Annotated in this window: 11 protein-coding genes; 1 reads left to right on the top strand and 10 read right to left on the bottom strand. The window is 68.9% G+C overall.

Annotation, left to right across the window (positions count from 1 at the left end):
- Positions 1 to 90 precede the first annotated feature (90 nt).
- The 6 genes from BC102111_RS10975 to BC102111_RS10950 form a co-directional block, all read right to left on the bottom strand.
- The gene (locus BC102111_RS10975; RefSeq protein WP_101624331.1) at positions 91 to 1,410 is read right to left on the bottom strand and encodes a YjiH family protein; all 1,320 of its coding nucleotides are present in this window, start codon (positions 1,408 to 1,410) and stop codon (positions 91 to 93) included.
- Between the two features lie 20 nt (positions 1,411 to 1,430).
- Positions 1,431 to 2,672 carry an imidazolonepropionase gene (hutI, locus tag BC102111_RS10970; RefSeq protein WP_095375171.1) on the bottom strand — a complete coding sequence of 414 codons (1,242 nt, stop codon included), beginning with the start codon at positions 2,670 to 2,672 and terminating at the stop codon, positions 1,431 to 1,433.
- Positions 2,673 to 2,769: 97 nt separating this feature from the next.
- Positions 2,770 to 4,527 carry a urocanate hydratase gene (hutU, locus tag BC102111_RS10965; protein ID WP_101624330.1) on the bottom strand — a complete coding sequence of 586 codons (1,758 nt, stop codon included), beginning with the start codon at positions 4,525 to 4,527 and terminating at the stop codon, positions 2,770 to 2,772.
- A gap of 268 nt (positions 4,528 to 4,795) precedes the next feature.
- A complete protein-coding gene (locus BC102111_RS10960) occupies positions 4,796 to 5,890 on the bottom strand; it encodes a zinc-binding dehydrogenase (protein ID WP_180960622.1) in 1,095 nt (364 codons plus the stop codon).
- Between the two features lie 300 nt (positions 5,891 to 6,190).
- Positions 6,191 to 6,910: a DUF1345 domain-containing protein gene (locus BC102111_RS10955; protein WP_101624480.1), complete on the bottom strand. Its 720-nt coding sequence runs from the start codon at positions 6,908 to 6,910 to the stop codon at positions 6,191 to 6,193.
- Positions 6,911 to 7,045: 135 nt separating this feature from the next.
- Complete coding sequence (locus BC102111_RS10950) at positions 7,046 to 8,539, bottom strand: amidase (RefSeq protein ID WP_101624329.1); 1,494 nt, start codon at positions 8,537 to 8,539, stop codon at positions 7,046 to 7,048.
- Positions 8,540 to 8,613: 74 nt separating this feature from the next.
- On the opposite strand from BC102111_RS10950, the gene BC102111_RS10945 reads away from it, so the two are divergent.
- Positions 8,614 to 9,156: an AAA family ATPase gene (locus BC102111_RS10945; RefSeq protein ID WP_101624328.1), complete on the top strand. Its 543-nt coding sequence runs from the start codon at positions 8,614 to 8,616 to the stop codon at positions 9,154 to 9,156.
- A 31-nt stretch (positions 9,157 to 9,187) separates the two neighbouring features.
- Here the strand turns inward: BC102111_RS10945 and BC102111_RS10940 are convergent, their stop codons facing one another.
- From BC102111_RS10940 to BC102111_RS10925, 4 genes are all read right to left on the bottom strand, one after another.
- On the bottom strand, positions 9,188 to 10,384 hold the full coding sequence (locus tag BC102111_RS10940; RefSeq protein WP_101624327.1) for a pyridoxal phosphate-dependent aminotransferase: 1,197 nt from the start codon (positions 10,382 to 10,384) through the stop codon (positions 9,188 to 9,190).
- Between the two features lie 142 nt (positions 10,385 to 10,526).
- Positions 10,527 to 10,886, bottom strand: a complete 360-nt coding sequence (locus tag BC102111_RS10935; RefSeq protein ID WP_101624326.1) for a cupin domain-containing protein — start codon at positions 10,884 to 10,886, stop codon at positions 10,527 to 10,529.
- Complete coding sequence (locus tag BC102111_RS10930; protein ID WP_101624325.1) at positions 10,883 to 12,532, bottom strand: N,N-dimethylformamidase beta subunit family domain-containing protein; 1,650 nt, start codon at positions 12,530 to 12,532, stop codon at positions 10,883 to 10,885. Before BC102111_RS10930 ends, BC102111_RS10935 begins: the two co-directional genes overlap by 4 nt.
- Entirely contained in the window at positions 12,532 to 14,037 is a 1,506-nt protein-coding gene (locus BC102111_RS10925) for an APC family permease (protein WP_101624324.1), read from the bottom strand. Before BC102111_RS10925 ends, BC102111_RS10930 begins: the two co-directional genes overlap by 1 nt.
- Between the last annotated feature and the right edge of the window lie 134 nt (positions 14,038 to 14,171).

Here is a 14,171-nt window from a genome sequence, read left to right as displayed (position 1 = left end):
CGGTCCTGCCGGGGTGGTCGCGTTGGTCGGGTTGGTCGAACTGGTCGGGGTCGGGCCCGCAGAGCAGTGTAGGCGCTGCGGGCCCGGACGTTACAGGAGCAGGTGGGCGAGCGGGGCGGAGATGAGGATCGTGAGGACGACGCGTTCGAACCAGATGATGACGAGCGCGCCGACGGAGATCGGGATCTCGGTGGCGAGGATCGAGGGCACCATGGCGGAGAAGAAGATGATGCCGGCCACGGAGACGACGGCGATGACGAAGCGCAGCACGAGGTCGTCGGAGCCGGCGACCTGGGTGGCGGGCAGGAACATCTCGACGAGCCCGAGAGCGGAGGCCTTGCCGGCGAGGATCGGGTCGGAGAGCTGAGTCACCCACGTGAAGGGCACGAAGATCCATCCGAGCCAGTCGAAGATCGGGGTGTACTTCGCCAGCAGCAGGCCGATGAGGCCGACGGAGAGGATCGAGGGCAGGATCGACGATGCCATGAGCAGGCCGTCACGGAAGTTGATCCAGAGGTTCCGGCCCAGGCTCGGGGTCTCCGCCAGTGTCGCCTTCGCCTCCCGCCACGCGATGCGGAAGCGGTGCTTGGTCACCTTCTCCTCGGGCTGCGGGGTCGCCCCCGGGTAGTACGTGTCCGGGATCCGCCGCAGCGGCGGGAGGTGGACGGTGATCGCGGTGACGACGAACGTGACGACGAGGGTGAAGAAGAAGTAGAGCAGCCAGTGGTCCATGAGGTCGAGCGTCTTCGCGACGACGATCATGAACGTCGCCGAGACCGTGGAGAACCCGGTGGCGATGATCGCAGCTTCTCGTGCGGTGTACTTGCCCTCCTTGTACACGCGGTTGGTGATGAGCAGACCGAGCGAGTAGCTGCCGACGAACGAGGCGACCGCGTCGATGGCCGAACGGCCCGGAGTCTTGAACACCGGGCGCATGATCGGCTGGACGAGGACGCCGATGAACTCCATGAGCCCGTACCCGACGAGGAGGGCCAGGAAGATCGCACCGACGGGGACGATGAGGCCGACGGGGATGACGAGCTTGTCCCAGAGGAAGGGCCCGATGTCCTCAGCGGCGAGCCAGGCCGGCGGGGCGGTGAGGATGAGGATCGCGACGACGAGTCCGACGACGCCGAGGACGGCGAAGATCCCCTTCGTCACCGAGGACTTCCATGTTCCCGTGACGAAGGGGCGGACGGCGCCGAGGAGGATGAGCGCGAGCACGATGAACGGCACGACGGGTCCGGCGAAGGTGCGGATCGCGGTGACGATGTGGTCGAGCGGGATCGTCGAGGTGCCGGCGATCGTCACGGGCACGAAGAACATGACGATCCCGATCGCACTGTAGGCGAAGAACCGCCAGGTGCCGGGCCGTTTCGTCGAAGTCTGTGCCTCTGTCGGGGTGTCCATGATTCTCCTTCGAAACGGGCTCAGTGCTGGGGCCGGTTGTCGGCGACGAGCTCGCCGCCTGCGAAGACGCGGTCGACGAGCTGGACACCGGGCCGGTAGGCGAGGTGTCGGTAGCTCGGGGCGTCGAGGACGACGAGGTCGGCCCGCGCTCCGGCGCCGAGGTGGCCGACGTCGCTGCGATCGAGAGCGTGGGCACCGCCGGCGGTCGCCGCCCACACGGCCTGGTCGACGGTGAAGTGCATGTCCCGCACGGCCACGGCGATGCAGAAGGGCAGGCTGTTGGTGAAGCACGAGCCGGGATTGCAGTCCGAGGCGATGGCCAGGCGCACCCCGGCGGCGAGGTAGCGGCGGGCGTCCGGGTAGGGCTGGCGGGTGGAGAACTCGACGCCGGGCAGCAGGGTGACGACGGTGCCCGCCTCGGCGAGGACGGCGAGGTCCTCATCGGAGGCGAAGGTCGCGTGGTCGACGGAGGTGCAGCCGAGCGCGGCGCCGAGACGCAGCGCCCCACCCTGGGTGAGCTGGTTCGCGTGGAGGCGGGCCTTCATCCCCACGGCCTTGCCGGCCTCGATGATGCGCCGGGTCTGGTCCTCGTCGAAGGCACCCTCTTCGCAGAAGACGTCGATCCACTTCGCCTTGCCGACGGCGGCGGGGATGATCTCGTCGATGACGAGGGCGACGTAGGCCTCCGGGTCAGCCTTGTACTCCGGGGGCACGACGTGGGCGGCGATGAGCGTCGACTCCGGCGTGTGCCGGCCGATGATCTCGAGCGCCCGGATCTCGTCGTCGCGTGTGAGTCCGTAGCCGGACTTGATCTCGAACGTCGTCGTTCCCTGCCGGGTGGCCTGGTCCACGAGGTGGACGAGGTTGGCTTCAAGCTCCTCGTCGGTGGCGGCGCGGGTCGCGGCGACCGTCGTCGCGATCCCCCCGGCCGAGTACTTCTCACCGGCCATGCGCGCGGCGAACTCCGCGGAGCGGTCACCGGCGAAGACGAGGTGGTTGTGGCTGTCGACGAAGCCGGGGATGACGGCCTTCCCACCGAGGTCGATCGTCTCGACGGGGGCGTCGGGGGCAGCGAGCGTGAGCGAGTTCAGGGCGGCGTCCGCCTCGGCGGCGGGACCCGACCAGGCCACCTTCCCGTCGTCGATGATGAGCGCCGCGTCGGTGAGGGTGTGGAGATCGCCCGCGCCGAGGCTGGGGCGGGCCATGAGCTCGGTCGGATCCGAGTTGGTGACGAGTTCGCTGATGCCGGTGATGAGCTTCATCGCAGGGCCTTTCGGGTCGGGAACGCCGGAGTCCCACCGCCTCGCAGGCCGGTCGTCCGAGGGACGGCACGGCCGGCGGGGCGATGGGATCGACGGGTCACTGGGCGGCGGATTCCTCGTCGCGGACGTCGAGTTCGGGGATCATCGGGATGCGCATGCCGCGCTCCTCGGCGACCTCGACGGCCCGTTCGTAGCCGGCGTCGACGTGGCGGATGACGCCCATGCCCGGGTCGTTGGTGAGCAGGCGGGCGAGCTTCTTCGCCGCGAGCTCGGTGCCGTCGGCCACGGACACCTGACCGGCGTGGATGGAGCGGCCGATGCCGACGCCGCCGCCGTGGTGGATCGAGACCCAGGTCGCACCCGAGGAGGTGTTGACCAGGGCGTTGAGCAGCGGCCAGTCGGCCACGGCGTCGGTGCCGTCGAGCATCGCCTCGGTCTCGCGGTAGGGGCTGGCCACCGAGCCGGAGTCGAGGTGGTCGCGACCGATGACGATCGGTGCGGAGACCTTGCCCTCGGCGACGAGCTGGTTGAACAGCAGTCCCGCCTGGTGGCGCTCCTTGTAGCCGAGCCAGCAGATGCGGGCGGGCAGGCCCTCGAACTCGACGTACTCGTGGGCGGCGTCGAGCCAGCGGTGGAGGGACTCGTTCTCGGGGAAGAGCTCCTTGAGGGCGGCGTCGGTGACCTCGATGTCCTTCGGATCGCCGGAGAGCGCGACCCAGCGGAACGGCCCCAGGCCCTCGCAGAAGAGGGGGCGGATGTAGGCGGGGACGAACCCGGGAAACTCGAAGGCCCGGTCGTAGCCGGCCTTGCGGGCCTCATCGCGGATCGAGTTGCCGTAGTCGAAGACCTCGGCACCGCGGTCCTGGAACTCGACCATGGCACGCACGTGCTTGGCCATGGCCTCCTCGGCGCGGAGCGTGAACTTCTCGGCGTCCTGTTCGGCCTCGGACTGCCAGTCCTCGAGGCTGACGCCGAGCGGGAGGTAGGAGAGCGGGTCGTGGGCGGAGGTCTGGTCGGTGACGATGTCGACCTCGGCGGCCTCATCGCGGTCGAGGATGAGCGGGAGGATCTCGGCGGCGTTGCCGACGAGTCCGACCGAGAGCGCCTGCTTGTTCCTCTTCGCCTCGATGACCTTGGCCAGTGCGGTGTCGAGGTCGGTCTCGACCTCGTCGAGGTAGCGCTTGGCCTGCCTGCGGTCGAGGCGGGTCTTGTCGACGTCGATGATGAGGCAGGCGCCGCCGTTGAGGGTGACCGCGAGCGGCTGGGCGCCGCCCATGCCGCCGCAGCCGGCGGTGATCGTCAGGGTTCCTGCGAGCGTCCCGTCGAAGCGCTTGCGGGCGATCGCGGCGAAGGTCTCGTAGGTGCCCTGGAGGATGCCCTGGGTGGCGATGTAGATCCACGAGCCGGCGGTCATCTGGCCGTACATCATCAGGCCTTCGGCTTCGAGTGCGCGGAAGTGCTCCCAGTTCGCCCAGTCGCCGACGAGGTTGGAGTTGGCGATGAGGACGCGCGGTGCCCATTCGTTGGTGCGCAGCACTCCCACGGGCTTGCCGGACTGGATGAGGAGGGTCTCGTCGTCCTCGAGGTCGTCGAGGGTGCGCACGATCGCGTCGTAGGCCTCCCACGAGCGGGCTGCCCGGCCGGTGCCGCCGTAGACGACGAGGTCCTCGGGGCGTTCGGCGACCTCGGGGTCGAGGTTGTTCATGAGCATCCGCTTCGCGGCCTCGGTCTGCCAGTTCTTCGCGGTGATCTCGGTGCCGCGGTCGGCGCGGATGACCCGGCTGGGGTCGTGCTGGGTGAAGGTCGGCTTCGTCGCCGAGGTGGTCGCCCCGCTGTTCTCGGTCGTGGCGGTCATGTGGCTCCCTTTCGTTCCGTCCCCTCCTGCGTCGTGATGTCGCAGGTGGGGCCGTTGCTGTGTGCGATCTGAGCGGTTCGGCCTGTCCGACTGAGTGGAAGGCGGCCTGCTGCCCGTCCATGGCCGGTCGATGTGTCGCCTGCCGTGGAATCGTCTCTGTCTACACACACCATTGTGTCCGTTGGGAGCCGGAGCGGAAGTGGCCCGGATCAAGTTCTGTCCGAAATTTCGGACAGCACGTGATCCGGGCCCAGCGGAGCGGGGTCGCTCAGAACCGGGTGATGATCGAGCGGATGACCTCGCCGCTCTTGAGCTTCGCGTAGGCCTCGTCGACCTCGTCGATGGAGATCTCCTGGCTGATGAGATCGTCGAGGTTGAGTCGGCCCTGCATGTAGAGGTCGGCGTACATGGGGATGTCGCGTTTGAGGTTGGTCGAGCCCATCGAGACTCCCTGGACGCTGGCGTGGGAGACGAGCGCCGCGAGTGAGGTGTCGAGGGTGACGGTGGCATCGGGCTTCGCGATCCCGATGAGATAGGCGTGCCCGCCGACCTTGCGCAGGGCGATCGCCTGCTCCTGGGTCGCCGGCAGGCCGATGACCTCGAAGGCGTGGTCGACGCCGCCCCCGGTGATCTCCCGGACGGCTGCGACGGCGTCGACGCTCGCGGAATTGATGACATCGGTGGCGCCGAAGCGTTTCGCCACCTCGAGTTTGTCGTCGATGATGTCGATGGCGATGACCGTGCTCGCTCCGGCGAGCAGGGCTCCGGAGATGACGTTGAGTCCGACTCCGCCGGTGCCGATGACGGCGACGGAGTCACCCACTCGCACCCCGGCGGTGTTGATCGCCGATCCGGCCCCGGTGACGACCGCGCAGCCGAGGATAGCCGCCTGCGGGAAGGGGATGTCGGCACGGACGACCGCGAGCTGGTTCTCGTGGACGAGGGCCTGCTCGGCGAATCCGCCGAGTGCCCATCCCTGCGCCAGCGGCGTTCCGTCCTCGGCGCTCAGCCGGGGAGGGGCGTCAGGGCCGCGCAGCGTCGCCTGCGGGTTCGGGCATTCGTAGGTGCGACCGGACAGGCAGGTGGTGCAGGCGCCGCAGAACTGGATGAGACAGCCGACGACATGGTCGCCGACGGCGATGGTGCTCACCTCCGGGCCGACGGCTGTGACGACGCCGGCGATCTCATGGCCGAAGACTCCCGGAAAGCCGAAACCGTAGCCGCTTTCGACGATGTGGAGGTCGGAGTGGCAGAGCCCTGAGGCTCGGACGTCGATGAGGACTTCGCGGTCGAGGGGGTCGGCGATCGAGATCTCCTTCGTCGTGAAGGGCGATCCGACCTGTTCGGACACTGATGCGCGCATAGCTGCTCCTTTGCAATCCCATGAAGTGGTGTCGACCAGCGGCACAGTCCCGACTGGCCCCGGACACCGGAGAGCGATCACTGCGAAGGAACGACGATCACAGAGAGATCAGTGATCGAACCATCGGCACCCACGTTGAGCGTACGCCCGTTAAGAAACGGTGTCGAGGGGTCGACAGCCACCCGCCACCAGCCTCTTTGCGCTGGTCAGCAGGCTGACCTGCCGATTCTCGAGAGCGGCGGGAAGGCCACCGGAAACCGCCCCGAGTCCGTCCGCCCGACGCCCACGGCGAGGCCCCGCTCACATCGTCACGGAGGAGAGGATCATCGAGACGAGGGTGGCGACGACGATGGAGTTGAAGGCGAAGGCGACGATGACGTTCGTGCGCACGAGCGTCCAGCCGGCCCGGGTGATCGCCTTGCCGGGCAGGGCCGCGGTCATCGTCGAGGAGAGCACGGAGAACGTCAGGTAATCGCCGAACGTTCGGTTCCCGCCCATGTCGAACTCGAGCTGGCGGGCCCCAGCGCTGCCGCCTTCGCGGAGGTCGAGACGCATGTACTCGAGCGCGAACGAGTAGACCATGACCGCCCAGGACGCGACGACGTTGGCCAACCCGAGCACCGCGGCCATGCCGCTGCGGGCCTCGTCGCCGACGGTGATGAGGTAGAGGTTGAGGAGGATCGCGACCGAGGCGGCGATGATCGTCCACGACACCGCTCCCCCGCTGCTCAAGAGGATCGAGATCCACCGGCGTCGGCGCGCGATCGCCCACCGCGAGTGGACGACGAGCTCGGTCTCGGTGAGGTCCTTGAGCCCGGCATGGGTCCACAGCAGGTAGACGAGTGCGTAGACGGGCCAGCCGATGAGGAAGATCTCGATGAGCCGCTGGGTTGCATCCGTGAGCTGGGAGTCGTGGGACCCGAGCGGGGTGAGGCCGAGCCCGAGGACGACGACTCCCCCGACGACGACGGCGGGCAGGATGCTCACGTTCGAGCGTGCGTCGTCGGAGATTGTGATCATCTGACTGTGGCGGGGTCTCATCGTCGGCATCTCTCCGGCTCGCGCGTCGCTGGTCTCCTTCCCGCTCACCCTAGCCGAGGCCGGCGGACCCTCCCGGGTGCACGGTCGACCCGTGTGCCGGATCGGGCGAGCCCGTCACCCCGGTGCGAGTCCTGCCCACGGGCGGAGCAGTTCGACAGCGGCGGCGACGTCGAAGACGCTACGGTCGGAGAAGGGATGTCCGACGATCTGGACGCCGGTGGGGATGCCGCAGTCGGCCATGCCCGAGGGCACGTTGACGATGGGCACCCGGTTGCAGATGTTGAACGGCATCGTCATGTGCGCCTGCCAGTAGTGCTCGAGCCGGGCCCCGGCCCCGGTGCCCTCCCGACCGATGCCGTCGGCGCCGATCCGGATCCCGTCGAGGTAGCTCGCTCCCGCAAGGAGTCCTGCCACCGCCGAGGTGGGGGCGAGCAGAACGTCGAACCCGGCCATCGCGGTGGCGAGTTCGGCCTGGATCTCGGCCTCCATGACGAGCCCGTCGTAGAGGGACCGACGGGCGGCGACCGCCTCGGCGTCGGCCATGAACCGCCTCGTGTAGTCGGCGAGGGAATCCTCGTTGCCCCGGGTGGCCGCCCTCATCGCGGGGGCGAGGATGGTGCCGAAGTGAGTGAAGGCGGTCTCGAAGATCCGCTCGGCCGTCCACGGCAGTTCGATCTCGGCGACCTCGGCCTCGGCGAAGGCGAGGGCCGACGCGACGGCTCCGGTGTTGCGGATGATGTCGTCGCCGACGGGGAAGTCCCCGAGCCGCAGGCACACGGCCACGCGTTTGCCCTTGAGGCTTTCGACCACCTCGGCGGGGGTGCGGTCGAATCCGGCGAGGAAATGGGGGGAGTCGATCGACGACGGATCGGTCGAATCGACACCGGCCATGACCCGGGCGAGGAGCGCGGTGTCGGCGACGGTCCGGGCCATCGGCCCGTCCCCGCGGTACCAGTCGGCCGAGAGCGGGGGCTCGCCGGGAATCCGGCCGTACGGGGCTTTGAACCCGACGGTGCCGGTGAACGCGGCGGGCAGCCTCGTCGATCCGGCGATGTCCGAGGCCGTGGCCAGGGGCCCGAAGCCTGAGGCGAGCGCGGCACCCGACCCGCCGGAGGACCCGCCCGGGGACAGCACCGGGTTCCACGGGTTTCGGGTCACGCCCCACATCGGCGAGTGCGTGATCGTCGCGCAGCTGAACTCCGGGGTCGTCGACCGGGCGTGGATGTAGCCGCCGGCGTCGCGGATGCGGCGGATGACGGCGGCGTCGCGGTGGGCGACGGCGAAGCGGTTGTGGAGCAGCCCCTGGGTGTGCGTGTGCCCGGCGAGCGCGTGCTTCTCCTTGGCGATGACGGGCAGGCCCGCGAGCGGACGCATCGCGAGGATGTCATCGAGTTCGTCCTCCCGGGTCTTGGTGTAGAACCGTTCCGCGTCCCTCGCCGAGGCGGTCGCCTCCGGGAGGACCTCCGTGAGAGCGCCGAGGTCGTCGTCCCTGTCCTCGATGCGCGCGGTCAGGGCTTCGAGGTACTCGACCGGGGAGAGGTCTCTGGTCCGGAAGCGCGCGAGCACCTCGGTCGCCGGCAGCGCCCAGAGCTCGGTGGCCGCGCTCATGCGCTCAGACCTGACATCGCACCCTCCTCGGCGTCGCGCAGCCGGATGACGATGGTGCCGCTACACTGCCGACTATGCACGGTGATGTCATCATTCTCGCCGGTCCGCCCGGCGCTGGGAAGTCGACGACGGCGCGGGCGCTGGCCGCCGAGTTCGCTCTCTCCGTCCACCTGCACACCGACGACTTCTGGCACTTCATCGCTGCGGGATCGATCCCGCCCTATCTGCCGGAATCGGACCGACAGAATCAGACGGTGATGACCGTCATCGCCTCGGCGGCGGGCATCTACGCCCGGGGAGGGTACACCGTCATCGTCGATGGGATCGTCGGTCCGTGGATGCTCGATCACTTCCGGGGGCTGGCCCGCGAACCGGAGGCGCCGACCATCCACTACTGCCTGCTCCGACCTCGGCGGGAGGTCGCTCTTGCTCGGGCGACGGCCCGCACCGGTCCGAACGACCTCACTGACAACGGGCCGATCACGGCGATGTGGGATCAGTTCGCCCACCTCGGCGAGCTCGAGCCCCACGCGATCGACAGCAGCGATCAGACGAGGGAGGAGACGCTGTCCGCCGTCCTCGACGGCATCGACGCACAGCGGTTCCGCCTTCCCTGAGCCGACGTCCGGTGCCACCGCCTGCCGGCCCTCACCCCGCCTCGACCCACTCCCTCAGCTTCGTCAGGCCCTCGACGATGTCGTCCTCCCCGATGCCCGAGTAGGCGAGGCGGATGTACTTCCGGTCCTCGCCTGGCAGCGGGCGACCGAAGTGCTCGCGAGTGCAGAAGGAGACCCCGGTGGCGTGGAGGGCCTCGGTGGAGAAGTCGGACAGGGTCGCGATCCCCTTCGCCGCCATCGCCTCGGTGGCGTCGGGGAAGATGTAGAACGTCGACTCGGGGACGGCGACCTCCATGCCGGGGATCGCGTTGATGAGCGTGCATGCGGCATCCCGGCGGGCCCGGAGGACGTCGAGCATCTCCGCGACCCCGCCCTGCGGACCCTGGAGTGCCGAGATCCCCGCCCACTGGACGTAGTGAGTCGTGCACGATTCGTCGTTGGTGTTCATCGTCGAGATCGCCTCGGCGATCTCCTTCGGGGCGACCGCACACCCGAGCCGCGACCCGATCATCGCGAACTTCTTCGAAAACGTGTAGAGGATGACGGTGCGCTCGCGCATGCCCGGCAGGGTCGCGATCGACGTCGACTCCCCGCCGTAGCGCATCTCGAAGTACGCCTCGTCGGAGAGCACCCAGAGGTCGTGCTCCTGGGCGATCTGCGCGATCGCCTCCCGCTCCTCGGCCGTCGATTCCGCGGAGATCGGGTTCTGCAGATCGTTGTAGATGATCGCCACGGTCGTCTCGTCGATCGAGTCCCGCAGCCGGTCGAGATCGATGGCGAATCCGTCCTCGGTCGGCACGTACCCGTAGGGCAGGCCCCTGCCGCCGAGGTATTCGATCTGGGATTCGTAGATCGGGAACCCGGGGTTGGGGTAGAGCACGGACTGACCGGGGTCCATGACGGCCTGGAGGAACTTCGTGATTACGGGCTTGCCGCCGGTCGTGACGACCACCTCGGCGGGGTCGATGTCGATGCCGCGGCGCGACCCGATGTCCTCGGCGAGCGCTGCCCGCAGTTCGGGGATCCCCGGACCCGGGCAGTACCCGGTCTTCCCGTCCGCGATCGCCCGGTTCATCGCCTCGACGATGTGCGGGGCCATCGGAAAGTCGAGGTCGCCGAGGTGGAACGGATAGACCCGGTTCCCCTGCGCCCTCCAGTCCGCGGCCGCCTGCGCGACACGGAACGCGGTCTCCGTGCCCAGGTCGGACAGTCGCTTGGCAGTCTTCATCGGCGGCTCCTTCGTGTGCCCCCGGCACCGGCGCCGAGGTGGTGGTGCAGCTGGCAGGAGGAGGCGCTCCGCAGAGCGGAGCGCCGACCTACCCCACACGATAATCGACGGCGTCAAGGGCGGCTGTCGAGTCCCGGCCGGCTCACTCGGTGACGCCGATGAAGACCTTCCGGGTCGGTTCGAGCGTGACCCACCGGCCGGAGAAGCCCTGCGGGATGGTGAACGCGTCTCCGGGGCCGTATTCGAAGCGCTGTGTGCCGTCGCTGCTCTCGACGGCGACCCTGCCGGAGACGATGACGCAGAACTCCCGGTAGGGCCACGAGTCGAATTCGACCCAGCCGGGTTCGCCCACCCATCGGCCTGCCACCGTCGACGGGCCGGTCTCGACCTGGAACTCCGTCTCCGACCAGCCCTCCGAGTGCGCGTCGTAGTCGCTCAGCGCCGGGGTGACGGCCCGGTTCGGGTCCTCGGTAAGCGTCTGGACGGTGTCCGCTGCGCTCATCGCTGCTCCTTCGTGTTCGTCGCCGGCGCCTGAGCGCCGTCTCGTCCGGCCGCGATGAAGCGGTCGAGGACGTTGCGGGTGATGATCGTGACGAACGGGTCGTTCGCTTCGAGTCCGTAGGGCCAGTCGGTCGTCCCGGCGCAGAACACCTCACCGTCGCCGCGGGTGAAGGTCACGACCATGGACGATCCGTAGCCGGGCCCCTGGTGGTGGGGTGGGATGCCGTCGGGGTAGATGCCCGCGTAGAGGTCGGCGAGTTCGGCGGCGGGTGCCCCGATCGGCACCCGCCCGGACCAGCGGTCCTCTCCCCCGGAGACCGCAGGCGCCATGGCGATGATCTCGAGGTCCTCGGGGGCACCGTCGGCGCCGGTGGCGTAGGGCAGTCCGTGGCGGAACGTGTAGTCGCAGCCGTCGACTTCGAACGCCGCGATGCACAGCGGTGCCTGGCCGAACACGTCGCCGTAGTAGAGGTCGGTGCCGGTGAGTGCCCAGTGGTTCTCGCGGTAGACGGTGTATCCGCCGCTGCCGCGCGGCACCGCCGAGCCGTAGCGGATGTAGGCACCGCCGAGGCCGGTCAGGCCCATCGTCTCAGCGCCGGGCCGGCCGATCTCGGGGGCGTCCCAGGCCGTGGTCAGGCGGGTCGGGTCGGTGGCGCGGATCGGGTCGGCGCTCGGGTCCTTGAAGCAGGTCTGCACACCGGTGTCGAGGTCGAGGCGGACCTGCCACACGTAGTTGCCGCCGAAGCGGGCGAGGTGCCCGCCGCCGTCGACGTAGGCGTCGAGGGTGTCGCGCATCTCCCACGACCAGTACTCGTCGTGTCCGACGATGACGACGACCGGCGCCCCGTCGAGGCAGTCGGCTTCGGCGTGGAGTTCGTTCTGGGTGAGGTGGCCGACGCGGTAGCCCTGCTCCTCGGCCCAGATCGTGAACGGGCGTTCGTAGTTCGCCCACCCGGCGTCGTTGTGGTGGCGGGAGTATCCGCGCTGCCACGCCCACTCGTACGTCGGGTGCCGCGGCTCCCAGCCGATCGGGACGCTGAGATCGGTGTGCGCGTTGCGCGGGGCCCCGACCGGTTTGCGCAGCATCCCGCGGGCGATGGGCCTGTGCATCGACGAGTACGGCGAGGGGATGTCGTTGCGGTCGCCGTCGGGCAGGCCCCGGTAGTGGTTGCCGCCGCCCCAGTCGTTGTAGGCGAGCATCGTCGAGGTGGCGTGGACGAGGACGATGTCGACATCGGCGGGGCTGTCGGGGCGGACGATGAAGAACGACTCCTGCTCGATCTCCCGCCCGTGCTCGTCCTGGGTGCGGAAGATGACGAGGTGGTAGCCGGGAGTGAAGTCCTCACCGAGGTCGATCGTCAGGCAGCTCGACCACCCGCAGCCGGTCGCGTACGCATCGGCGGGGGTCTCCTGCCGCGTGCCCGGCACCCCGGTCTCCGTGAAGACGGTCTCGGGTCGGGCGCCCTCGCGGATGATCTCGACGTCGAAGGTCTCAGCGGTCGTGTGCACCCGGAGGTCGACCTGCTCTCCCTGCCGGTAGGCGAAGCGGTCGGTGTAGCCCCACAGCTCGGTGGTCTCCGGGTACTCTCCGGGGCGTTCGACGAGGCCTCTCGGGGTCGACCAGGCGTAGTCGGTGCGAGTGTTCATCATCCTTCTCTCTCTGTGCTGCGGTGATGGTCGGGGGTCGGGTTCTCGGGTCGAGGGTCGGGGCGATCGGCGGGGCCGGTCGTCTCGGCACCGAGGGTGGCCAGCGTCGCCCGTCCGGGGTGGACCCTCCGTGCCCGGAGGAGGCCGTAGGCTCCGGCGAGGACGAGCGGGGCGATGACGCACGCGTTGCCCGCGGGACCGAGGCCGGTGAGCGCCCCCATCTGCGCGATGAGGAGGACGAGGGCGACGGTGACGAGGACGGCGGAGAGCGCGGGTGCGATCGCTGTCGTCCACCGAGTCTCTCTGCGGCGGTTGCGACGGAAGTAGCTGACGACCGAAATCGAGGTGAGGATCTGGAGAACGAGGACGGCGATGATCGTCGGAGTGTTCGTCCACGTGACGATCTGCGTATACGGGTCGGCGCCGACGGCTGCGAAGATGACGAGCGCGATGAGGACGAGACCGGCTTGGACGAAGTTCGCCGTCAGCGGGCTGCCCGAGACCGCCAGCCGGGAGAGTCCTCCCGGCAGCAGTCCGCCGCGGGCGAGGTTGACGAGGTAGCGGGCGGACGTGTTCTGCAGGGCGATGACGCCGGCGATGAAGCTCGTGACGACGAGGATGAGCATGACGGCTGTCGCCGCGGGGCCGACGAATTCGTCATTGAGGGTGAAGACGAGTTCGGACGGGTCGCCTGCGAGGAGGGCGGTGACGCGCGACTGCCCGGCGGCCTGGAGGATCACCCACGCGCCGAAGGTGTAGCCGACGAGCAGGATCGCGACGGCGAGGTAGGTCGCTCGCGGGATCGTGCGGTTCGGGGCCCGCGTCTCGGTGCGGTAGACCGTGGTCTGCTCGAAGCCGACGAAGGCGGTGAAGGTGAGGACGAAGACTCCCGGCAGCGCAGCGCTCACCCACTTCTCGGGAGCGAAGGCCGCAAGAATGAGCCCTTCGTACCCGCCCTGGATGAGGACGGCGACGGCGAAGACGGCGAGGATCGCGCATTCGGCGACGAGGAGCACGGCCACGGTGGCCGCCCCCACCCCTACCCGTCGGAGTCCGAGGGTGAGGACGAGGACGGTGATGACGACGGCGATCGGCAGCCAATGGAGACGGATTCCGGTGAGGGTCTCGATCGTGAAGGAGGCGAAGACCGACGCCGAGGCGGTGAAGCCGATCTGTCCGCCGAGGTAGCCGACGTAGGCGATCATGCCCGCCACCGATCCGGTGCGGGCGCCGAGACCGGCGGCGATGTAGGTGAGGAACGCGCCGCCGCCGGGGACGTGGCGGGCGATCGTCGTGTAGCCGACGGCGAAGAGGAGGTAGACGAGCCCGGGGTAGAGGAATCCGAGGACGATCGCATCCCCGCCGGCGAGCATGCCGAGGGGAACGAAGCCGGCGAGGATCGTCAGCGGTGCGGCTGCCGCGAGGACGAAGAAGACGAGCCCCGGGGTGCCGATGCCCCGTCGGCTCGAGGGACTGGTTGTCTCGGTGGGCGCAGAGGGTGCCACATTGCATCCCTTCGTAGGAGGTGACGCCGAGGCGGTCGCAACCGGAGCGACCGCCGCTCGGATTAATCTATCGGTCGATAGATTAATGTGTAACCTATCATCCGATAGGCTGTTTGTGAATCATTTTTTCGGGA

The organism is Brevibacterium casei CIP 102111 (assembly GCF_900169275.1).
GTDB classification, from domain to species: Bacteria; Actinomycetota; Actinomycetes; order Actinomycetales; family Brevibacteriaceae; genus Brevibacterium; species Brevibacterium casei.
Note: the sequence above shows the minus strand (reverse complement) of the source record. Positions and strands in the feature narration are given on the sequence as shown.